This is a genomic window from Mycolicibacterium arseniciresistens, assembly GCF_030519285.1.
GTDB lineage: Bacteria > Actinomycetota > Actinomycetes > Mycobacteriales > Mycobacteriaceae > Mycobacterium > Mycobacterium arseniciresistens.
This window is the reverse complement of sequence record NZ_JAUMSQ010000077.1, coordinates 1-21989: the sequence shown is the minus strand read 5'-3', so window position 1 is coordinate 21989 and position 21989 is coordinate 1. Positions and strand designations below refer to the sequence as shown.

The 21989-nt window shown below is 69.4% G+C and carries 21 protein-coding genes; 13 read left to right on the top strand and 8 right to left on the bottom strand.

What is annotated here, in order from left to right:
* Positions 1-1568 (bottom strand): Hsp70 family protein (locus Q2100_RS12960; RefSeq protein WP_302914380.1); only part of this gene is annotated, 1568 nt, incomplete at its 3' end.
* A gap of 206 nt (positions 1569-1774) precedes the next feature.
* On the opposite strand from Q2100_RS12960, the gene Q2100_RS12955 reads away from it, so the two are divergent.
* Positions 1775-3298, top strand: coding sequence for an FAD-dependent oxidoreductase (locus Q2100_RS12955; protein ID WP_302914379.1), 1524 nt, complete (start codon positions 1775-1777; stop codon positions 3296-3298).
* Entirely contained in the window at positions 3291-3749 is a 459-nt protein-coding gene (locus Q2100_RS12950; protein WP_302914378.1) for a nuclear transport factor 2 family protein, read from the top strand. The genes Q2100_RS12955 and Q2100_RS12950 overlap by 8 nt, the downstream gene beginning before the upstream one ends.
* 18 nt (positions 3750-3767) lie before the next feature.
* On the opposite strand, the gene Q2100_RS12945 is transcribed toward Q2100_RS12950, so the two are convergent.
* From Q2100_RS12945 to Q2100_RS12935, 3 genes are read right to left on the bottom strand one after another with little or no spacing between them, the layout of a single operon-like run.
* Positions 3768-4421 carry a L,D-transpeptidase family protein gene (locus Q2100_RS12945; RefSeq protein ID WP_302914377.1) on the bottom strand — a complete coding sequence of 218 codons (654 nt, stop codon included), beginning with the start codon at positions 4419-4421 and terminating at the stop codon, positions 3768-3770.
* A 51-nt stretch (positions 4422-4472) separates the two neighbouring features.
* Positions 4473-5294, bottom strand: coding sequence for an SRPBCC family protein (locus Q2100_RS12940; protein WP_302914376.1), 822 nt, complete (start codon positions 5292-5294; stop codon positions 4473-4475).
* Complete coding sequence (locus tag Q2100_RS12935) at positions 5278-5883, bottom strand: winged helix-turn-helix domain-containing protein (protein ID WP_302914375.1); 606 nt, start codon at positions 5881-5883, stop codon at positions 5278-5280. Before Q2100_RS12935 ends, Q2100_RS12940 begins: the two co-directional genes overlap by 17 nt.
* Positions 5884-5941: 58 nt before the next feature.
* On the opposite strand from Q2100_RS12935, the gene Q2100_RS12930 reads away from it, so the two are divergent.
* Complete coding sequence (locus Q2100_RS12930; protein ID WP_302914374.1) at positions 5942-7432, top strand: bifunctional phosphatase PAP2/diacylglycerol kinase family protein; 1491 nt, start codon at positions 5942-5944, stop codon at positions 7430-7432.
* On the opposite strand, the gene Q2100_RS12925 is transcribed toward Q2100_RS12930, so the two are convergent.
* On the bottom strand, positions 7386-8048 hold the full coding sequence (locus Q2100_RS12925; RefSeq protein WP_302914373.1) for a phosphatase PAP2 family protein: 663 nt from the start codon (positions 8046-8048) through the stop codon (positions 7386-7388). The two genes, Q2100_RS12930 and Q2100_RS12925, sit on opposite strands and share 47 nt — an antisense overlap.
* 43 nt (positions 8049-8091) lie before the next feature.
* On the opposite strand from Q2100_RS12925, the gene Q2100_RS12920 reads away from it, so the two are divergent.
* The 3 genes from Q2100_RS12920 (at position 8092) to Q2100_RS12910 (ending at position 9715) form a co-directional block, all read left to right on the top strand.
* Entirely contained in the window at positions 8092-8571 is a 480-nt protein-coding gene (locus tag Q2100_RS12920) for a hypothetical protein (RefSeq protein ID WP_328518122.1), read from the top strand.
* Between the two features lie 14 nt (positions 8572-8585).
* Positions 8586-9068 carry a hypothetical protein gene (locus Q2100_RS12915; protein WP_302914372.1) on the top strand — a complete coding sequence of 161 codons (483 nt, stop codon included), beginning with the start codon at positions 8586-8588 and terminating at the stop codon, positions 9066-9068.
* A gap of 98 nt (positions 9069-9166) precedes the next feature.
* The gene (locus Q2100_RS12910) at positions 9167-9715 is read left to right on the top strand and encodes a hypothetical protein (protein ID WP_264011227.1); all 549 of its coding nucleotides are present in this window, start codon (positions 9167-9169) and stop codon (positions 9713-9715) included.
* Here the strand turns inward: Q2100_RS12910 and Q2100_RS12905 are convergent, their stop codons facing one another.
* Together Q2100_RS12905 and Q2100_RS12900 are read right to left on the bottom strand one after the other, a co-directional pair.
* On the bottom strand, positions 9716-12655 hold the full coding sequence (locus tag Q2100_RS12905; RefSeq protein ID WP_302914371.1) for an MMPL/RND family transporter: 2940 nt from the start codon (positions 12653-12655) through the stop codon (positions 9716-9718).
* Entirely contained in the window at positions 12652-13068 is a 417-nt protein-coding gene (locus Q2100_RS12900; RefSeq protein ID WP_264011272.1) for an MmpS family transport accessory protein, read from the bottom strand. Before Q2100_RS12900 ends, Q2100_RS12905 begins: the two co-directional genes overlap by 4 nt.
* A gap of 152 nt (positions 13069-13220) precedes the next feature.
* Between Q2100_RS12900 and Q2100_RS12895 the strand changes: the two genes are divergently transcribed.
* The 6 genes from Q2100_RS12895 (at position 13221) to cysC (ending at position 19837) form a co-directional block, all read left to right on the top strand.
* Entirely contained in the window at positions 13221-13874 is a 654-nt protein-coding gene (locus Q2100_RS12895) for a TetR/AcrR family transcriptional regulator (RefSeq protein ID WP_264011225.1), read from the top strand.
* An 85-nt stretch (positions 13875-13959) separates the two neighbouring features.
* Positions 13960-14652: a cutinase family protein gene (locus Q2100_RS12890; RefSeq protein ID WP_302914370.1), complete on the top strand. Its 693-nt coding sequence runs from the start codon at positions 13960-13962 to the stop codon at positions 14650-14652.
* Between the two features lie 114 nt (positions 14653-14766).
* Positions 14767-16176, top strand: coding sequence for a sulfatase family protein (locus Q2100_RS12885; protein WP_302914369.1), 1410 nt, complete (start codon positions 14767-14769; stop codon positions 16174-16176).
* 51 nt (positions 16177-16227) lie between these two features.
* Entirely contained in the window at positions 16228-17031 is an 804-nt protein-coding gene (stf0, locus tag Q2100_RS12880; protein ID WP_302914368.1) for a trehalose 2-sulfotransferase, read from the top strand.
* On the top strand, positions 17028-17945 hold the full coding sequence (cysD, locus tag Q2100_RS12875) for a sulfate adenylyltransferase subunit CysD (protein ID WP_302914367.1): 918 nt from the start codon (positions 17028-17030) through the stop codon (positions 17943-17945). Before stf0 ends, cysD begins: the two co-directional genes overlap by 4 nt.
* Entirely contained in the window at positions 17945-19837 is a 1893-nt protein-coding gene (gene cysC / locus Q2100_RS12870; RefSeq protein WP_302914366.1) for a sulfate adenylyltransferase subunit CysN, read from the top strand. The genes cysD and cysC overlap by 1 nt, the downstream gene beginning before the upstream one ends.
* Here cysC and Q2100_RS12865 read toward each other — a convergent pair.
* On the bottom strand, positions 19834-20598 hold the full coding sequence (locus Q2100_RS12865) for a trans-aconitate 2-methyltransferase (protein WP_302914365.1): 765 nt from the start codon (positions 20596-20598) through the stop codon (positions 19834-19836). The genes cysC and Q2100_RS12865 overlap by 4 nt on opposite strands.
* A 36-nt stretch (positions 20599-20634) precedes the next feature.
* On the opposite strand from Q2100_RS12865, the gene Q2100_RS12860 reads away from it, so the two are divergent.
* On the top strand, positions 20635-21834 hold the full coding sequence (locus Q2100_RS12860) for an alpha/beta hydrolase family protein (protein WP_302914364.1): 1200 nt from the start codon (positions 20635-20637) through the stop codon (positions 21832-21834).
* Positions 21835-21989 lie beyond the last annotated feature (155 nt).

Below are 21989 nucleotides of genomic sequence, written 5' to 3'. Positions count from 1 at the left end.
GGAGGAGGCGGCGCGGGCGGCTGCGTCGTGGGTGGCGGGGGTGGTGGCGGCGGAGGAGGTTCGCTGACCACCGTGAGCGCCGGCGGCGGCGGAGGCTCGCTCGGGGGCGGAGGTGGCGCGCTGGCCGGCACCCGCGTCGTCTCCACCTGCGTGCTCGGTGTCGTGCTGCTGGAGCTGGTCAGCCCGTAGGCCACACCGCCGACCGCGACCAGTGCCACCACCGCCGCGAGGCCGATCACGATCTGCGGCAGACCGAGCCACGGCCGGCGCTGTTCGATCGGTCCGGTGCCGGGCACGTACTGCACCGGCGGTCGCGCTCCGGTCGCGCCGCTCTCGAACCCACTGTCGAAGCCACTGGAGTAGGGGCTGTCGTAGGCGTCGCCCCCGCTGTACGGCACGGGTTCGCCGGCGCCGTCGTCGTCCTGCGACCAGGCGAGCGCCCGGAACGTCGCCGAGCCGGGCGCATCCGCCGCGGCCTCCTCGACCACCGGCGGGACGACGACCGTCGGCGCCACGCCGGTCTGCGCATCCGATGTCGGCCCGTAGGCGGCGAACAGTGCGGCGCCCACCGCGGCGTCGAGGGCCGGCTGCGGCGTGGTGACCACCGGCGCCCGTGAGTACTCCGAGAGACGCTGGGTGATCAGCGGGATGCTCGCGCCACCACCGATGGTGACCAGTGCGGAGACGTTCGACCATCCGATCCTGTTGCGCGCCAATGCATTGTCGAGGGCAGTGAGCACGCCGGTCAGCGGCAGGTCGGCCATGCCGTCGAGCTCGGCGCGGGTGACCTGCACCGTCGAGCCGTAACCGGGCAGCTCGACCGGCAGCTCGGTCACGGTGACCGCCGACAGCCGCTCCTTGGCCGCCCGGCACTCGTCCCGCAACCGGCTCAGCGACCCGACGGCCGCCGTGCCGGCCGGGTCCGTGCCCCCCGCGGCAGCCACGCCGTCGAGCACGTGGGTGAGCAACGCCTGGTCCAGCTGATCGCCGGAGAAGTCGGCGATCAGCGTGGTCTCGTCGATCGGCTCGAACAACGCGCCCGCATCGGCCAGGGTGATGCTCGTGCCGCTGCCACCGAAGTCGAGCAGTACGACCACGCCCTGCGACGGCAATCCCGGCTCGGCGTTCAGCGCGGACAGCGACGCCACGGCGTCGGGCACCAGCCGCACCGGTGTGCCCCCGGGTGCGAACCGCGGGTTGGTGCGCAATGCGCTGCGCAGCGCCCACAGCGTGGAGGCGCCCCAGTGCGCGGGGACGGCGATCGAGAGTTCCGGCGATCCGGTCGCTCCGGCGACGTCCACCATCGCGTCGAGCGCCTCGACGAGCAGTGCCTCGGCCTTGTAGGACGAGCCGTCGGCAGCCACCAGCGGCACCGGATCACCGACCCGCTCGACGAAGCCGCTGAGCACCACACCCGGTCCGGCCACCCCGTGCTCGAGCGCTGAGCCGACCTGCGGCGTGCGGTCGCCGAACAGGGTCAGCACCGAACGGCGCGTCACGGGTCGGTCGCCGACTCGCGCCGCAACCAGGTTGGTGGTGCCGATCGACAACCCCAGGGGGTCGCTCATAACGCCCCACACCCTAGCGTCCCGGATCCGGTTCGGCCGTCAGACACTCCGCGCTGAGCTGCGCCAACCGCGTTCGGCCAGCACGGTTTTGACGTCTCCAGCAACCCTCCACTCGCAGTGCCACCGGTAATTGACGCGCGTGCGGCAACCGATCTGCGGCCGGGACGGGCGCGTTTGGCCGCAGCGCCGCTGGGTATCTCACGTCCATGACGTCACTCTGGCTCGCCGACCGCGTGCAACAGGCAGCACACCCCTCGTCGGTGTCCTCCGACTTCGACCGCAACGCCGACGTCGTGGTGGTCGGTGCGGGCATCACCGGCCTCACCACGGCCGTACTGCTGGCGCGCGCCGGCCGCAACGTCCTGGTGCTCGAGGCGTTCACCGTCGGCGCGGGGGCCACCGGGAACACCACCGCGAAGATCAGCATGCTCCAGGGCAGCAAGATGTCGAAGATCGTCGGCAAGCACGGGCCGAAGATCGCGAAGATGTACGCCCAGGGCAATCGTGAGGGGCAGGAATGGCTGCTCGGATACTGCGAGGCGCGCGGCATCTCGGTGCAGCGCGAGGACGCCTACACCTACGCCCAGACCGAGAAGGGCGTCAGTTCCGCGCGTCAGGAACTCGAGGCCTGTCAGGCCGCCGGGCTGGCCGCGGACTGGGTCGACGACGCCGACGTGCCGTTCGAGTTCAACGGCGGTGTGCGCCTTGCCAATCAGGCCCAGTTCGATCCGATGCCGTACCTGGACAGCCTCGTGGTCGAACTCGACGAACGCGGCGGCCGGCTGGTGCAGAGCACACGGGTGCAGCGGGTGTCCGGGCACGGCGACGGCCTCGCGCTGAGCGTGCGCACCTCGGCGGGTGAGGAATTCGACGTGCACGCCAAGCAGTGCGTGTTGGCGACCGGCATCCCGATCCTCGACCGCGGCGGATTCTTCGCCCGGCTCAAGCCGCAGCGGTCCTACTGCATGGCCTATAAGGTGCCCGGCACCCTCACCCGCGGGATGTACCTCTCGGTGGACTCGCCCACCCGGTCGGTGCGCTATGCACCCACCCCCGACGGCGACCGCCTGATCGTCGGTGGGGCCGGCCATCCCGTCGGCCGCGAGAAGAGCCCGTCGTCGTCGGTGCAGGAACTCGACTCCTGGGCCAAGCAGCACTACCCGGGCGCCATGCAGACCCACTACTGGTCCGCACAGGACTACACACCCGCCGACGAGTTGCCCTACGTCGGGCCGATCCTGCCCGGCGACGACAAGATATTCGTGGCAACGGGTTTCGACAAATGGGGGATGACCAACGGAGTCGCCGCGGCACTCGCGCTGTCCGGACGCATACTCGGCGGCCGGATGGACTGGGCGGATGCCTTCGCAAGTTGGAGTCCGCACGAGCTGTCCGGGATCCCGAAGGCGTTGCAGGCCAACCTCGAGGTCGGGTTCAACCTGGCCAAGGGCTGGATCACGCCGGTCACCCGGATGGGGGACCGCTCGCCGCAATCCGGCGGAGTGGTGAGCGGGCCGCCGTGGGACCTGGAAGCCAGGTGCCGGGTGAACGGGGTGGAGCACCGAGTGTCGCCGGTGTGCCCGCACCTGGGCGGCATCGTCAACTGGAACGACGCCGACGAGGCATGGGAATGCCCGCTGCACGGGTCGCGGTTCGCGCCGGACGGCACGCTGTTGGAGGGTCCTGCGACCAGGGGGCTGACTGCATCCGTACAGTCAGCCCATGGGTGACATCGACGACATCAAGCAGGTCAAGTACCGCTATCTGCGGGCGCTGGACACCAAGGACTGGGAAACGTTCGCCGGCACTCTCACCGAGGACGTCGCCGGTGATTACGGCGAATCCCTCGGCGAGGATCACCGTTTCACCGACCGCGACGGTCTGGTCGAGTTCATGCGCACGTCGCTGGGGCCGGAGATCGTCACCGAGCACCGCGTCAGCCACCCGGAGATCACAGTCGACGGCGACGAGGCGTCGGGCACCTGGTATCTACAGGACCGGGTGATCGCGGCCGACTTCAACTTCATGCTCATCGGGGCGGCGTTCTACCGCGACCGCTACCGGCGCACGCCCGACGGCTGGAAGATCAGCGCCACCGGCTACGACCGCACCTATGACGCGAGCATGTCGCTGGAGAACCTCGACTTCAAGCTCAAGAAAGGCCGCGCACTGCACCTGTAGACAGCGGTCGCCGGTGCCCTACTGGGCGATGGCGATCAGCGCGCCGGGGCGCAGCCAGCGCATGATCCGCACCAGCGTCGCGTCGTCGATGGCGACGCAGCCCGCGGTGGGTCCGCCGTCGGTGCTGTGCAGGAAGAACGCGCCGCCGTTGCCGGGCACGCGGGCCTTGTTGACCCCCATCACCACGGCGTGTGCGTACTGCGGGATCTGGAGATTCTCGGTGCCGCTGGCCAACGAGGTGTTGAACGGGCAGCGGTCCTTCTTGCACACCTGCATCGTGTTGTAGGTGGGGCTCTTCATGTCGCCGTCCCACCAGTGATCCGGTCCGACCTGGACGTACTTCAGCCCACCGCCCGGATTCGGTTCGGTGCCGAAGGCGAAGTCCAGGGTGAACACCCCCATCGGCGTCTTCATCTGTCCGTCGTGGGTCTGCGGAGCCATTCCGTTGGCGCCGATGAACGCCGGGATTCCGGCACCGACCGGCTGCCAGCCCGCGGCGGTGCGCTCGTAGACGTCCATCTTCGCCTTCGAACCACCAACGCCGACAACCGATATCACCTGGGTGGCGGCCCCGACCGAGCGGGCGAACCACGGCGCCGCCGCTACTGCGGGCGCCGCCGGGAACACCGAGAGCACGGCCGCCGCACAGAGCAGTATCGACAACCGGCGCACACACCCATCGTCGACGCCGCCGCTCTCGGTCCTGTCAACGTTCGGACACGATCAGGTCGCAACCGCCTGATCGGCGAACAACTCCGCCAGCCACGCCGACCACTTCGGCTGTTCGGCCGCGGCCGCGTCGGCGGCCCCGGCACCGTAGAAGTAGATCGTGATCATCATCCGGCCGTGGTGACCGGCGGTGAAGCCGCCGAACACGGCGAGGCCCGCCGCGGGCTGCTCGAGCCGGACGATCACGTCGCGCAGCGCCGCATCCTGGTGGACGAGATCGACCACTCCGGCCAATGTCGGTGTCTCCCCGGTGGTCTGGCAGCGATCGCCGACATCGGTGGCCGACAGGCCGAGCGCGTCGGTGAGCCGGCGGTAGGCCGGACGGATGTCGCCGGTGAACGGCACCATCGCGTGCACCGCTGCGGCGGGCGCGCCGGCGAAGTGCTGCAGGTAGCGGCGGAGCACCTCGAAGAATCCGGGCCAGCCCTGCTCGAAGGTCTCCAGTTCGTCGTCCCAGTCGTCCTTCTCGGTGAACAGGCTGTGCACCATCCGGATCACGCAGCGGTCACCCGAGCGGGCGGTCACCGTGATCTCGGTGGCCAGCGGGCCGGGCGAGACGGTCGAACTCCAGTCGCGCTCCTCGTAGGCGAAGCGGTACGGCGGTTCCCAGCCGGTCACGGTCCCGTGCTGGGTGACGCCGCCACCGAAGTCGAATTCGATGTCCCCGCCCTGCTTCTCCTCGATGGTGGTGGGAGTGAACCAGGCGCTGTTGCCGGGGCCGGTCGCGATGGCCTCCCACACCTGTTCGGGGGTGCCGGGGACGAGCAGTTCCATCTCGACCCAGCGGCGGCCGGAATCGTCACTTCTCACGGGCATGGGAATTCTCCTCTTTCGGTGCGGGATAGGCGGTGAGCAGCACCCGGTGGGTACGGCCGCGTGGGTCGGTCTCGTCGTGGTAGCGCGCCACGAGGGTGGCGACGGCGGCGGACACCTCCTCGGTAAACGCCGCCCGGTCTGCGGGCGAGCGGAACCGGATCGCGGTGTCGATCGTCAGTGTCGCCAGGCGCTTGTCCGCGGCACGGGCGGACCGCCACAGGTCGCCGACCTCACGGACGGTGCGTGCGGCGACGGCGATCAGGTATCCGGCGGAGAGCCGGTCGGCCGCACGGTCGGGGTCAGCGGCGACGGGACCGAGGGCGCCGGGTGAGACCACGTAGGACGAGGCGGTGGCGATCATCAGGCGTTCGGTCAGCCCACCCCAGCGGCGTTCGCCCGCGGGGGTGACCAACCGGTGCTCCTGCAGCGCCTTGAGGTGGTAGTTGACCTTCTGCCGGGTGATGCCCACCCGGGTGGCCAGCGTCGCCGCGGAGGCGGGTTCGGTGAGCTCGGCGAGCAGCCGGCTGCGGATCGGGTCGAGCGCGCTGACGGCCGCGGCCGGGTCCGCGATCACCTCGACGTCCAACATGTCCGCCAGCCTTCCCTTGACAGGTTTTGTTGTCAAGGGCAGCGGCTACGTTGAAGCCATGGAACTGCCGCTCCGCCGCCGCCGCGAAGGCCTCCGCCAGATCGGCCGTGGCCTGGGGACACTCGACCGCGAGGTCTTCGAGGCCATCGCCGAATCCCCCAGCCCGCTGCTCGATGCCGTGATGCCGCGGCTGACGCGGGCGGCGGACCATTCGAAGCTGTGGTTCGCGCTCGCCGCCGCGATCGGGGCGTTCGGCAGCGCTTCGGCGAAACGCGGCGCCGCCCGCGGATTGCTCACGCTCGGCGTGACCAGCCTGGTGACCAACCAGGGCGCGAAGAAGATCTGGAAGCGGGCCCGCCCCAACTACATCGTGGTGCCGCTGGCCCGGCGGTCCCGGCGGTTCCCGACGTCGAACTCGCTGCCCTCGGGTCACTCCGCCAGCGCGGCGGCCTTCGCGGTCGGCGTCGGCCTGGAGAGCCCACCGGTCGGACTGGGACTCGCGCTGCTCGCCGGCCTCGTCGGCATGTCACGCATCGCGGTCGGAGCGCACTACCCGGGCGACGTGCTGGCCGGGCTGGGCCTCGGGGCCGGCCTCGCCGTCCTCGGCGGGCGCATCGTGCCGACCGCGGTCCCGACCAAGATGCCGACGGCCGCACCGCTGCGCGTACACACCGATCCGCGTCCCGACGGCGCCGGCGTGGTGCTGGTGATCAACCCGGCGTCCGGCAGCGGCACGGGAGCCCGGGTGGTCGACGAGGTCCGCGAAGCACTCCCCCAGGCCAAGATCGTCGAACTCAGCGGTGACGAGGACCTGAAGACGGTGCTGCGGTCGGCCGCCGAGAGCGCCGAGGTGCTGGCCGTCGGCGGCGGTGACGGGACGGTGTCGTGCGCGGCCGAGATCGCCGTCGAACTCGGGATGCCGCTCGCGGTGTTCCCCGGCGGGACCTTCAACCACTTCGCCAGGGACATCGGCTGCGACACCGTGGCCAAGACGATCGACACCATCCAGCGAGGCACCGTCTCGTGTGTCGACCTGGTGTGCCTGAACGACAAGGACATCGTGATCAACACGGCCAGCATCGGGGCGTACCCGATGTTCGTCCAGACCCGGGAGAAGCTGGAGCACCGCATCGGCAAACCGCTCGCCGGCGTCTACGCGATGTTCTACACGCTGCGCCGGGGCGTGCCCGTGCGCATCGAGTACGACAACCACACACTGCAGACATCGCTGTTCTTCCTGGGCAACTCGACATACCTGCCGTCGGGCTTCGCCCCCGCCCGGCGGCACAAGATGGACGACGGCCTGATGGACGTGCGGATCCTGGAGACCGGCCGGCCCTTCAGCCGGTTGCGGATCCTGGCGGCGCTGATGCTCGGCCGGCTCACCCGCAGCCCGCTCTACCACGAGATGCGGGTGCCCGAGTTCTCCTTCACCGCGGTGGACGGGCCGACGGAGCTGGCGCGCGACGGCGAAATCGGAACCGTCTACGACGAGGCGAGTTTCAGCGTTCGCTACCGGGCGCTGCAGGTGTTTCGTCCGCTACCCTGACCCGCGGCGGCACCAGCAGCAGGCACAGCACGAACCAGGCGTACCCAAGGGCCCACCCGGCGAGCACGTCGGACGGGTGGTGGACGTTGAGCACCACGCGAGCGGCGCCGATGGTCAGCACGATCAGGCCGCCGAGCACCGCCAGCGGAATGCGCAGCCGCGGCCGCACCGAGGGCCAGACGACGGTGAGCACCGCGAGCACGATGGCCATCAGCCCGAGCGCATGCCCGGAAGGGAACGACGTGGAGTGCGCGGCGACCAAGGCGCCCGACGGCCGCGGGCGGTCGGCCGCGGCCTTCGCCAGCTCGGTGACGAGGCCGCTCAACACGACGGAGAGCACCAGGAACACGGCGAGGCGATGGCGCCGCCGCACGAATGCCCACACGATCACGAACACCGACAGGATCCGGATCACCACCGGATTGACCACCGTGCAGTACACGTCCCAGCCGGTCACCCAGGCGGGGTGTGCCGCGCCGAACCGGTACAGCGGGTCGAGCGCGGCCGAATCCATGGCGTCCTGCCAGGGCCGGCCCTGCGTGAAGCCCAGCCACAATGCCGCATAACCGGCGACGGCCACCAGGGCCGAACCGATGAGCAGCGTGCGTCTGTTCATCCCAACAGCTGTATCACGCGGCACGCTCAGCTACCTTTTGATCATGGCGCTGCTACGCAAGTTGTTCCGCATCGGCAAACTTCCCGACGACATGCGCACGCAGGTCGAGGCCGAGGGCGTCATCTTCTGCGCGGAGTTCCTCGGCGCGGTGGTGCGGTTCACCGGTCAGGTGCCGGGCCGGCGGTCGGTCGGGCTGGTGCGCGGCTACGGCGGCGCACTCGTGCTGACCAACCAACGCGTCCTCGCGACGCTGTCGGCCATCCCGGGTAAGGCCGGGCGGTCGGTCGACCAGCCGTGGACCGCCGTGCAGAGGGGCATGGTCGCGGGCACCCTGTCCGAAGCGGGCCTGCTTCTCGAGATCCCCGACCTCGCCGTCGTCCACCCCGAATTCTCCGGCCAGTTCTCGCTGACCTACAAGACCGCGCTGCCCGCCGACGTGCTCACCCGAATCCCCACCAGAACCATCGGTTTCGATGTGCCACCCAAGTTCGTCTACAGCGCTCTCGGCATTCCCCGCGGCTGAGCTACCGTGCAGAGATGGCCGTATTCGTCCGCAAGCTGCTCCGCATCGGAAAACTGCCAGGTGAGCTCCGTGCCCAGGTCGAGTCCGAGGGTGTGCTCCTCCTCGCCGAATACGTGCCGGTGACGCGGCGTTTCACCGGGTCGATACCCGGCGCGCGAGCCACCGGCAGTGTCGCCAGCTACACCGGCTCGCTCGCCCTGACCGACGAACGGGTGCTCGCGACGCTCTCGACGGTGCCCAAGCTCGCGGGCCGCACCATCGACCAGCCGTGGTCGGCGCCGCAGTCCGGCGCCGTGACCGCCGAGATCTCGGATTCGGGCCTGAAACTCGACGTCGACATCGCGGCCGTCGACCCCCGCTGCGAGGGCAGCCTGTCGCTGTACTACAAGCAGGACATCCCCGGCGAGGTGCTGGAGCGCCTGCCCGCGCGGACGCTGGCCTTCGATGTGCCGCCGGAGTGGGTGTTCCGGGCGGTCGGTGTGCCCTACCACCCCTGAGACGCACCGCTGAGGACGGCGGCGGCGTCGTCGTTTGGCGCGCAGGGCCCGGGGTATGAGGCGGGCACTTCGCCCGCTCGACGTCTCCAGGAGTTCACATGGCTCGCGCCACGCTTTCGCACCAACTTCACGATCTCGGCCTGGCGGCCTGGTTCGGCGGCACCCTCGCCAACGCCGTCGCCCTCAATGCCGCCGCCTCGGCCGGCGGTGACCCGTCCCGCGTCGGCGCCGTCGCCAATGCCGGCTGGGACCGCTGGACCCCGGTCAATGCGGCCGCGATCGGCGTCCATCTCGCCGGCGCCGTCGGCCTGCTCAAGCACGACCTCGGCCGGATGCGGGCCCAGCAGGGCGTACCATCCATGGCCGCCACGAAGATCGCCCTGACCGCCGCGGCGCTCGGCGTCACGGGCTACAGCAGGGTGCTCGGCAAGAAGGTCTCCGAGCACCGCGCGGTACCGGCCGCCGACGGCACCACGCCCGCCGCGGCCACCCCGCCCGACGTCGCCGCGGCACAGAAGCAGCTGAAGATCCTGCAGTGGGCGGTACCCGCACTCACCGGCGGCATCCTCGCGATCGGCTCTTACGCAGCGGAGCAGTACCGGCCCGAGGAGGTCTCCAAGGGAGTGCTGCAGCGGCTGCTGCCCTGATCACGGCAGGGCGTTCTCGGGCACATCCCTTGCGGACGCGTCGACCTGCCGCGGGCTCGGCCAGCGTTGCGGTACCGGTCGCCTCCGAACGTTCTGCGGCCACCAGAACCAGCGCCCGAGCAGCGCCGCCAGCGACGGTGTCATCAGCGACCGCACCACCAGGGTGTCGAAGAGCAACCCGAGGCCGATGGTGGTGCCGACCTGACCGATGACGATCAGCTCGCTGCTCGCCATGGACATCATCGTGAAGGCGAACACCAGTCCCGCGGCGGTCACCACCGAGCCCGTCCCGGCCATCGACCGGATGATGCCGGTGCTCAGTCCGGCGTGGATCTCCTCCCTCATCCGGGACACCAGCAGCAGGTTGTAGTCCGCGCCGACCGCGAGCAGCACGATGACCGACATCGGCAGCACCATCCAGTGCAGCGGTATCCCGATCAGGTGCTGCCACAACAACACTGACAGGCCGAACGAGGCGCCGAGGCTGAGCACCACGGTGCCGACGATCACCGCTGCGGCGGCGACGGCCCTGGTGAGCACCACCATGATCAGGAAGATCAGGATCAGCGCCGCGATGGCGGCGATCAGCAGGTCGTAGTCGGCGCCCTGCTGCATGTCCTTGAACATTGCTGCGCTGCCACCGATGTAGACGGTCGAGCCCTCCAGCGGGGTGCCCTTGATCGCGTCCGCCGCCGCGATGCGCAGCGGCTCGATGTGCGACGTGCCCTCCTCGGTCAGCGGATCGCCCTGATGGAAGACGGTGAACCGGACGGCGTGGCCGTCGGGCGAGAGGAACAGCTTGATGCCGCGCTGGAAGTCCGCCGTCTCGAACGCCTCCGGCGGCAGGTAGAAGTTCTCGTCGTTCTGGGCGGCGTCGAACGCCTTGCCCATCGCGGTGGCGTCCTCCTGGGTGGCCATGTTCTGGTCCTGCTGCGCCTTCTGCGCCTGATACTGGTTGAGCATCATCTGCTTCTGGTTCTTCATCGTCTGGATCATCGCCGGCATCAGCGCCGCCAGTTGCGGTGTCAGATCAGCGAGCTGCTCGATGTCGGGCACCAGCTCCTGGAAGTCGTCGGAGAGCGCGCCGATGCCGTCGAGGCTGTCGAAGATCGACCGCAGCGACCAGCAGATCGGGATGTCGAAACAGTGCGGCTCCCAATAGAAGTAGTTGCGGATCGGGCGGAAGAAGTCGTCGAAGTCGGCCAGGTGGTCGCGCACCTCGGCGACGGTGAGGGAGGTGTTGTTGAACTTGTCGGCCATCCGCCGGGTGACGTCGGCCATCTGCAGCGTGATCGACTGCATCTTCTCCATGGAGTCGATGGTCACCTGCATCTCGTCGGCCTGCTTCAAGGTGTTCTCCAACACCCGCTGCTGGTAGTCGTTGTTCATGAGTTGCCCTGTGCCGCTTTGGCTCATGGTGTAGGCCAGCGACGCGTGCTCCACCGGCTTGCCGTCCGGGCGGGTGATCGTCTGCACCTGCGCGATGCCGTGCACGCGGACCATCGCCTTGGCGATCTTGTCGATCACCAGGAAGTCGGCGGGGTTGCGCAGGTCGTGGTCGGCCTCGACCATCACCAGTTCGGGATTCATCTTCGCTTCGGAGAAGTGCCGGTTGGCCGCCGCGTAGCCGATGTTGGCGGGCACGTCGTCGGGCTGGAAGATGCGGTCGTTGTAGGTGGTGTGGTAGCCGGGCAGGGTCAGCAGTCCGACCAGCGCCAGCACGACGGCCATCACCAACACCGCACCGGGCCAACGCACGGTGGCGGCGCCGACCCTGCGCCATCCGCGCGATCGTCCCCACCGCCTCGGCTCCAGCACGCGACCGAACCGGCTCGTGATCGAGATCAGTGCCGGCCCGAGGGTCAGCGCCGCGGCGACGACGATCGCCATGCCGATGGACAGCGGGATGCCCATGGTCTGGAAGTAGGGCAGCCGGGTGAAGTGCAGGCAGAGCGTCGCTCCGGCGATCGTCAGTCCGGACGCCAGCACGACGTGCGCCGTGCCGTGGAACATGGTGTAGTACGCCGATTCCCGGTCCTCGCCGGATCGGCGGGCCTCCTGGTAGCGGCCGATCAGGAAGATCGCGTAGTCGGTGGCGGCGGCGATCGCCAGCGTCACCACCATGTTGGTCGAGAAGGTGGTCAACCCGAAGACGTCGTGGTAGCCGAGGAAGGCGACGATGCCCCGGGCCGACAGCAGGCCGATGACCACCATCACCATCGTGACGAGCATGGTGACCACCGACCGGTAGACCAGCAGCAGCATCACGATGATGACGGCGAAGGTCAGCGCCTCGATGGTCTTCATGCTGGCGTCGCCGACGGCGTTCTGATCCGTGGTGGTGGCCGCCGGACCCGTCACGTAGGCCTGCACGCCGGGCGGCGGCTGCACGCCGGCGACGATGGCGCGCACCGCCTCCACCGACTCGTTGGCCAGCGCCTCGCCCTGATCGCCTGCGATGTACACCTGCACGTATGCGGCCTTGCCGTCGACACTCTGCGCGCCCGCCGCGGTCAGCGTGTCGCCCCAGAAGTCCTGGACGTGCTGGACGTGGGTGGTGTCGGCACGCAACTGGCGGATCATCTCGTCGTAGAAGATGTGCGCGTCCGCGCCCAGCGGATCGTCGCCCTCGAGGACGATCATCACGTTGCTGTTGGTGTCGTACTCCTGAAACACCTCGCCGACACGCTTGGTCGCGACCAGCGCCGGAGCGTCGTTGGGGCTCATCGACACCGCGCGCAGCTTGCCCACCTCTTCGAGCTGGGGCACCACGGTGTTGAGCAGGCCGACGATGACCACCCAGGCCAGCACGATCGGGACGGCGAAGGTGCGGATGAACCTCGCCACCCGCGGTCGCGCTGCGTGCCGTGCGGGCGGGACGGCGTCGGTCGGGGTGTCGTCGGCGCCGGCTTGCGCCTGCCACCCGGCGGGGTTGCTCATGCCGCCTTCACCAGGCAGTACGTCGCGGCATTCACGCCCTGAGCCGTCCTTTCGTCCTTCACTTCGTCGTCGACGAGGACGCGGCAGCCGATCGACTCGCCGTCGCCCTGGGCCAGGATGTTCGGCGTCACCGAGGGCACCGTCGTCTCGAGCCGCAGGGACCACGGCAGGGTCACCTCGCCGGTCCGCTGCGGCAGCCCGTCGAGGTCGGTGTAGTTGATCACCGCGGTGCCGCCCGAGCCGAAGACCTCGTAGATCACGACCTTGGGGTTGAAGTTGTCCGCCGTGTCGGTGCCGACCGGTGTCACCACCGCGCCGTCCGAACCGAACACCGATCGCAGGTGGGCCACGCTGACGACGCCGACCGCGATGGCGACCACGAACAGGAGGGGCAACCAGACGCGTTTGAGCATCACGAAGACTGCGGTCACGTCGACCCTTTCGCGGTGGTGGCTGCCGCAGGCGACCTGGCGGCGGTTGATCTAGAAGGGCAATCTAAGCCGCTAAGTGGATAGCGTCAATCCACTTATGGACGCCCGTTACGCAGATCACTAAACTGACCGTGATGATTGACAAACCATGCCGAGGGCTGCGCAAGGACGCCGAACGCAATCGGCAGCGCGTGCTCGAGGCCGCGCGCGAACTGTTCGCGGCGAAGGGCATGGAGGCCACCCTCAACGACGTCGCCCAGCACGCGAATGTCGGCGTCGGCACCGTCTACCGACGGTTCGCGACCAAAGAGGAACTCGTCGACGCGATCTTCGAACACGGCATCCAGCAGGTCGTCGCCCTCGCGGAAGCGGCTTTGCAGCAAGAGGATTCGTGGGACGGCTTCGTGTGGTTCGTCGAGCAGCTCTGCGAACTCACCGCCACCGACCGGGGCCTGCGCCAGATGGTCTACAGCACCGCCTACGGAGGGTACGGCGTCGACTGCGCCCGCGAGCGGATCGCCCCGCTGACGTCGAAACTGGTCGAGCGGGCACGCGACGACGGCCACCTGCGGGCCGACATCGAACCCACCGACGTGCCCTGCCTCGGACTGCTGGCCGGCACCGTGGGCGAGTGGGCCGGGCACGTCGAGCCCGGACTGTGGCGGCGGTACGTGGCGCTGCTGCTCGACGGCATGCGCCGGCGCGAGGGGCAGGAACCCCTCGACGTCGAGCCGCTGGACGAGAAACAGATGGACGCCGCGATGCACGGCTGGCGCCCCGCGGGCTGACCGTCGGGCCTGCTCATTGTGTGACTGGAGTGATCCCTGTGAAATCTGGGTATAAAATCAAGATCCAGCCAACCAAGGAGAGGCCGTGCCCGTCGACAGCCGGTTCGCGCGACGAGCGGCATCGGTCGCCACGTCGGTGACCGCGCTCGCCGTCCTCGCGATGCCCGCCGCCCCGTCGGCGTCCGCCGCCCCGAAGTGTTCCGACATCGAGGTGATCTTCGCGCGCGGCACCGATGAACCGCCTGGGCTCGGCGTCGTCGGAAAGGCGCTGGTCGGCGCGCTGCGTCCGATGGTCAAGGGCAAGTCCATCGGCACCTACGCCGTTGAATACCCGGCGTCGTGGGACTTCGTCCAGGTGGCCGCCGGCGCGAATGACGCCAGCCGCCGCGCCCAGTCCACGGCGGCGAAGTGTCCTGACACGAAGATCGTCCTCGGCGGCTACTCGCAGGGCGCGGCGGTCATCGATGTCGTGGCCACGTCGCCGATCGCGGGGCTCGGCTACAGCGCGCCGCTTCCCGCTGCCGTCGTCCCGCACATCGCCGCGATCACCGTCTTCGGCAACCCCTCGGCGCGGGTGGGCCAGCCGCTGACCCGGATGAGCCCGGTGTTCGGTGCACGCACCGCCGACCTGTGCAACACCAACGACCCGATCTGCTCGCTCGGTCAGGATTTCGACGCGCACGTCCGCTATCCGCAGTCCGGCCTGGTCAAACTGGCCGCACAGTGGGTGACACGCCACGTGCAGCCGAGCGTCGGCCCCGCACCGTCCAAGAGGTAGCGCCTTCGCGGCGCGCCGACGGGCGCCGGGTGTGGAATCTTTTCCGATGAGGTAAACGGTTGCGCATCGACACCGGACGCTGTGCGGTGACAGCACACCAGCGAGAGGAGCCCGGTGACCGAGCCACGCCGAGACAGCGCCCGTCGAGACAACGTCCTGATCGTGCACTGGCACGACTTGGGCCGGTATCTCGGCGTCTACGGCCATCCCGACGTCACCAGCCCTCGCCTGGACGACTTCGCCGCCGAGAGCATCCTGCTGACACGCGCCCACGCCACCGCACCGCTGTGCTCGCCCTCACGCGGGTCGCTGTTCACCGGCCGCTACCCGCAGACCAACGGCCTCGTCGGGCTGGCCCACCACGGCTGGGAGTACCGCTCAGGCATCCGCACCCTGCCGCACATCCTGGCTGAAACCGGCTATCACACAGCTCTTTTCGGCATGCAGCACGAGACCTCCTTCCCGGCCCGGCTCGGGTTCACCGAGTTCGACGTGTCCAACTCGTTCTGCGAGTACGTGGTCGATCACGCCGCCGATTGGCTGCGGCAGTCGCCGCACCGGCCGTTCCTGCTCACCGCGGGGTTCTTCGAGACGCACCGGCCGTACCCGCACGACCGGTACACCCCCGCCGACCCCGACAGTGTCTCGGTGCCGGGTTTCCTGCCCGAGAACGACGAGGTCCGCCAGGACCTCGCCGACTTCTATGGTTCGATCACCGTGGCCGACGCCGCGGTGGGCCGGCTGCTCGACACCCTCGATGAGACCGGCCTGGACCGCAGCACCTGGGTGGTGTTCATGACCGACCACGGGCCCGCCCTGCCACGCGCCAAGTCGACGCTCTACGACGCGGGCACCGGCATCGCCATGATCATCCGGCCGCCCCGCGACGCCGGCATCGCGCCGACGGCCTATGACGACCTGTTCAGCGGTGTCGACCTGGTGCCGACGCTGCTCGACCTGCTCGGCATCGAGGTGCCCGCGGACGTCGACGGCATGAGCCACGCGGCGAACCTCCTCGCACCGCCGGTGGACGGCTCCCAGACCCGCACACACCTGTACTCCACGAAGACCTACCACGACTCGTTCGACCCCATCCGTGCGATCCGGACCAAGGACTACAGCTACATCGAGAACTACGCCGCACGGCCGCTGCTGGACCTGCCGTGGGACATCGCCGCGAGCGCACCCGGCCGGGCGGTGGCGCCGTTGGTGAATTCCGAACGGCCGCAACGCGAGCTGTACGACCTGCGCACCGACCCGGCGGAGCAGGACAACCTGCTCGGTCCCGACGCGACGGCGGATGCCGAGGCCGTCGCCAACGATCTCGCCCTGTTGCTGCACGACTGGAGACAGAAGACCAACGACGTGATTCCCTCCGATTTCGCGGGTACCCGGATCTCCGAGCGCTTCACCGAGACATACCTGCGCATCCACGGCGGAAGGATCACCAGCAGGTCGGCGCTCGCGGCCGACCGCGGCATCGAAGATCAGCACAGCACCACACAAGAGTCAGGATCACGATGATTCAAATAGTCGGTTCTGCAACGGAATACGGCGCCGGTTAGGCTCTCGCGCATGCCTGACCATCCGACGGCGTATCTCGTGCTGGCGTCGCAGCGCAGCGGCAGCACGCTGCTCGTCGAGTCGCTGCGAGCGACCGGCGTCGCCGGTGAACCCCAGGAGTTCTTCCAGTATCTGCCCCGCACCAGCCAGGCGCCTCAGCCCCGCGAGTGGTTCGCCGACGTCACCGACGAATCGATTCTTCGGTTGCTCGACCCGCTGGACGCCGGCACGCCGGACCTGGCACCTGCCACGATCTGGCGGGATTACATTCGCACCGTCGGACGCACCCCCAATGGCGTCTGGGGCGGCAAGCTGATGTGGAACCAGACGCCGCTGCTGCTGGACCGCGCCAAAGATCTGCCGGAACGGTCCGGTGACGGCCTGCTCGCGGCGATCCGCGACGTGGTCGGCTCCGACCCGCTGCTGGTGCACGTGTACCGGCCCGACGTCATCTCCCAGGCGGTGTCGTTCTGGCGGGCGGTGCAGACCAGGGTCTGGCGCGGCAGGCCCGACCCGGTGCGGGACGCCCGTGCCGAGTACCACGCCGGCGCCATCGCCCACGTCGTCAGGATGCTGCGCGCCCAGGAGGAGGGCTGGCACGCCTGGTTCGCCGAGGAGAACGTCGACTACGTCGACGTGCCGTACCCGGTGCTGTGGCGCAACCTCACCCAGGTCGTCGGCGACGTCCTGGAACGACTCGGCCTCGACCCCCGGCTGGCGCCGTCGCCGGTGCTCGAACGGCAGGCCGATCAGCGCTCCGACGAATGGGTCGACCGCTACAAGGCCGACGCGCAGAGAGAAGGACTCCCGACATGACAGCCACCATCGAGGACCTCCGGGTCGACGAACTCCGCCTACTGGAGGCCGAGGCCGTCCACATCATCCGGGAGGTCGTCGCCGAGCTGCAGCGGCCGGTGCTGCTGTTCTCGGCGGGTAAGGACTCCATCGTGCTGCTGCGGCTGGCGGAGAAGGCGTTTCGGCCGTCGCCGCTGCCGTTTCCGGTCATGCACGTCGACACGGGCCACAACTTCGACGAGGTCATCGAGTTCCGCGACCGCCGGACCACCGGCCAGGGCCACAAGCTGATCGTCGCGTCGGTACAGGAGTCGATCGACAACGGCCGGGTGCCCGATCCGGGTCCGGGCGCGTCGCGCAACCGGCAGCAGACCCGCACGCTGCTCGACGCGCTGGAGGCCGGTGGCTTCGACGCGGCCTTCGGCGGCGCCCGGCGCGACGAGGAGCGGGCCCGCGCCAAGGAGCGCATCCTGAGCTTCCGCGACGAGTTCGGGCAGTGGGACCCCCGCGCACAGCGCCCGGAGCCGTGGTCGCTCTACAACGGCCGCATCAAGAAGGGCGAGCAGGTCCGGGTGTTCCCGCTGAGCAACTGGACAGAGATCGACATCTGGCGCTACATCCAGCTGGAGAACCTCGAGCTGCCCTCGATCTACTTCGCCCACGAGCGGGAGGTGGTCGCCCGCGACGGCATCCTGCTGGCGGTGTCGGAGTACGTGCAGCCCCAGGGCGACGAGACCTCCGCGGTCGAATGGGTGCGCTACCGCACCGTCGGCGACCTGACGATCACCGGTGCGGTGCGCTCGCGGGCCGTCGACATCGAGAAGGTGATCGAGGAGATCTCTGCGGCCACCGTCTCCGAGCGCGGCGAGACCCGCGCCGACGACCGCACCTCGGTGGCCGCCATGGAGGACCGCAAGCGAGAGGGTTATTTCTGATGAGCGCTTCGACGGCGTCGGCACCGACCACCCCGGTCACCCGCCAGCTGCTGCGGATCACGACCGCCGGATCGGTGGACGACGGCAAGAGCACGCTGATCGGGCGGCTGTTGCACGACACCGACAGCCTCCCGCTCGACCATCTGGAGGCCGTCAAGGACGAAGAGGGGGTCGCCGACCTGGCGGCGCTGTCCGACGGGCTGCGCGCCGAGCGCGAGCAGGGCATCACGATCGACGTCGCGTACCGGTTCTTCTCCACCGAGAGCCGCAGCTACATCCTGGCCGACACCCCCGGCCACGAGCGCTACACCCGCAACATGTTCACCGGCGCGTCCAATGCCCACGCCGCCGTGCTGTTGGTGGACGCCCGCGCCGGTGTGCTGCGCCAGACCAACCGGCATGCCCGCATCGCGAAGCTGCTCGGCATCAAGCACTTCGTGGCGACGGTCAACAAGATCGACCTGGTGGACTTCGACCGCAACCGCTTCGAGGAGGTGCGCGAGGAGCTGCACCAGGTGGCGGCCCGCCTCGGCGGCCTCGAGCTCACGGTCATCCCGATCGCCGCGAAACTCGGCGACAACGTCGTGCACCGCTCGGACAACACGCCCTGGTACGAGGGGCCGACACTGCTGGAGTATCTCGAGAACGTCGAACTCGTTGCGCCACAACCGGAGGCGAGCAAGCTGCGGCTCCCTGTGCAGTGGGTGTCGCGGCCGACCGCCGAGCAGCGCCGCCGCTACACCGGCCGGCTGGCGGCGGGCACACTGAGTGTCGGTGACACCGTCGTGAGCCTGCCTTCGGGCACCAGGTCGACGGTCACCGTGGTCGACACCCTCGACGACGACCGGCCGGTGGCCGTCGCGCCGCTGTCGGTGTCGATCGAGCTGGCCGACGACATCGACGTCGGCCGCGGCGACGTCTTCGTCAGCGGCGAGGAGGACGCCACCCTGCCGGTGCTGGCCCGTGAGGTCGACGGCACGGTGTGCTGGTTCCGCGACACCCCGCTGCGGGCCGGCGACCGGCTGGCGTTCAAGCAGGGCACCCGGACGGTGCGGGCCACCGTCCAGGCCCTGCACAGCCGGCTGGACCCAGAGACGCTCGAGGAGGTCGACAACCCGGTCGAGTTGTCGCTCAACGACATCGGCTCGGTCACGCTGCGCACCAGCTCGATCGTGGTGGCCGACGCCTACGCCGACAACCGGGACAGCGGCGCCTTCATCCTGATCGACGAGACGACGAACGACACCGTCGGCGCCGGCACCATCACCGAGCCGCGGGAGGTCAAGCCCGGCGAGCAGACGCGCAACGACATCCGTTGGCATCCATCGTCTCTCGACCGCGCCCACCGGTGGACGGCCACCGGGCAGCGAGGCGCCACGATCTGGTTCACCGGGCTGCCCGCGTCGGGCAAGTCGACGATCGCGGTGGCGGTGGAGCGGGCCCTGGTCGAGTCGGGTCAGGTCGCGTACCTGCTCGACGGCGACAACATCCGGCACGGGCTGTCCGATGATCTGGGCTTCTCCGCCGGTGACCGCGCCGAGAACATCCGTCGGGTCGGGCATCTCACCCGGCTGTTCGCCGACGCCGGCGTGGTGGCGCTGGCGTCGCTGGTGTCGCCGCTGAAGTCCGACCGCGACATCGCCCGCGCGCTCAACGATGCGGCGAAGCTGCCGTTCATCGAGGTGTACGTGTCGACGCCGCCCGAGGAGTGCGAGAAGCGCGATCCGAAGGGCCTCTACAAGCGGGCCCGCGCCGGAGAGCTCAAGGGCCTCACCGGTGTCGACGCGCCCTACGAGGCGCCCGAGAACGCGGATCTGGTGCTCGACACCACCGGCGCCGACATCGACAGTCTGGTTGCCCAGGTTCTCGACCTGCTGAACCAGAAGCGCTAGCCGACCCTGGCCACCACGAACACCCGGCGGAACGGGAAGAACGTCCGGCCGTCGGGCGTGGCCGGGTAGGCCTCGTCCAGCAGCGGGATCAGTTCGGTGCGGAAGCGCTGCCACTGATCGTCGTCGAGGCGGCTGCGTACCGGGGTCAGCGCGGTGCCGGTGATCCACTCGAGCACCGGGTGATCGCCGGTCAACTCGTGCAGGTACGTGGTCTCCCATGCGTCGACGGTGCAACCCGCCTCGGTGAGCAGTTCGGCGTAACCGGCGGGTGCGTCGACCACCTTGCCGACGCGGAACGGTATGTCACTCAACAGTTCCCGCCATTCGGCGCTGCTCGCGAGGTCGCGCACCGCGACGTGTGACGGCGCGTCGAAGTTGCCGGGCACCTGGAAGGCGATCCACGCGCCCGCGCCCAGCGCGCGCGTCCAGGACACCAGCACGTCCCGGTGTTCGGGCACCCACTGCAGGGTGGCGTTGCTCACCACGACATCGGTGTCCGGCGCAGGCGTCCATGCCCGCACATCGCCCACCCGGGCGTCGACGCCGCGCTCTCGGGCGGCGTCCACCATCTCCTGCGAGCTGTCCCAGGCCTCGATCACCGCGCCGGGCCACCGCTCGGTCAGGGTGACCGTGAGATTCCCCGGGCCGCAGCCCAGGTCGACGACCCGGCGGGGATCCCGCGCACCCACCCGCGCCAGCAGGTCGAAGAACGGCCGCCCGCGGTGGTCGGCGAAGGCCAGGTAGGTGTCGGGATTCCACATGTCCGCCAGTCTCGCACTTCGCTAGCATCGGAAGCCGTGGAGCCGTCCAGCGCCGACCCGGTCGATCCGCCCATCCCCGTTCCCGACGTGCCCGGTGGCGACGCCGGCCCCCGTGGGCTGCCTCGTCGGGAGGATCTCACCGTCCGCCAGCGGCTGATCGTCGACTCGTCGGCGGCCGCCGACATCGCACTGCGCACCGGTCTGGCGTCGCTGGTCGGCGCGGCGATGCTGCCGTCGGTGATCGGATCGCTGTTCCGGCCCGAACAGGCCGGCATCGAGCAGGAGCACCTGCGGTTCTACGGCGAACTGGCGGCGGCCCGCGATCCCGCGGTGTCGTTCCCCGCGCCGAAGGAGCCGCCGCGGATCTCCTCGCGTCCGGCCAATCCCGTCGCCGAGTGGATCGCACACGGGCGGGTGCACAACATCAGGTTCAGGAGCAGCTTCGAGGCGGTGAACCCGGCGCTGCGGGAGCGGTGCAGCGGCTTCGAGCGCAACAACGTGGTCCGCGCGCAGCACTGGCGCCACGACGACGGTCCGCACCCGACGCTGTGCGTCATCCACGGCTTCCTCGGCTCCGCATACCTCGCCAACGGCCTGTTCCTGTCGCTGCCCTGGTTCTACCGGTCCGGCTACGACGTGCTGCTCTACACCCTGCCGTTCCACGGCCGACGGGCCGAGAAGTGGTCGCCGTTCAGCGGTTATGGCTACTTCGCGGGCGGCGCCGCCGGATTCGCCGAGGCGATGGCCCAGGCGGTGCACGACTTCCGCTCGCTGCTGGACTATCTCGAGTTCACCGGTGTCGACCGCATCGCGCTGACCGGTATCTCCCTTGGCGGCTACACCTCCGCGCTCATCGCGTCGGTCGACGAGCGGATCCAGGTGGTGATCCCGAACGTTCCCGTCGTGACGCCCGATCGCACGGTCGACGAGTGGTTCCCGGCCAACAAGCTGGTCGCCCTCAATCGCGCTGTCGCACAGACCGACCCACAAATCGCGGAGGCCGCCACCCGGTACTCCTCGCCGCTGAACTACCGCCCGCTGGTGCCGAGGGAACGCCGGCTCATCATCACCGGGCTCGGTGACCGGCTCGCCCCGCCGGAACAGGCCGAGATGCTGTGGGAGCACTGGGATCGCTGTGCGTTCCACTGGTTTCCCGGCAACCACCTGCTGCACGTCAGCCAGCCGGACTACCTGCGCCGGATGACGCGCTTCATGAGCGGCTACATGCTGGCCTGAGCGGCAACGGCGTCCTGCGTCGCGGGTTCCCGGCGGCCCGGCTGGTCTGTCGGCCACCACAGCTGGTCGAGCAGACCGTCGGGCAGCGCCGTCGGATCGCCCTCGAGCCGCTCGTCGGACGCCGGCGCCAGCGCCTCCAGCGCCGGGCGGTGCCG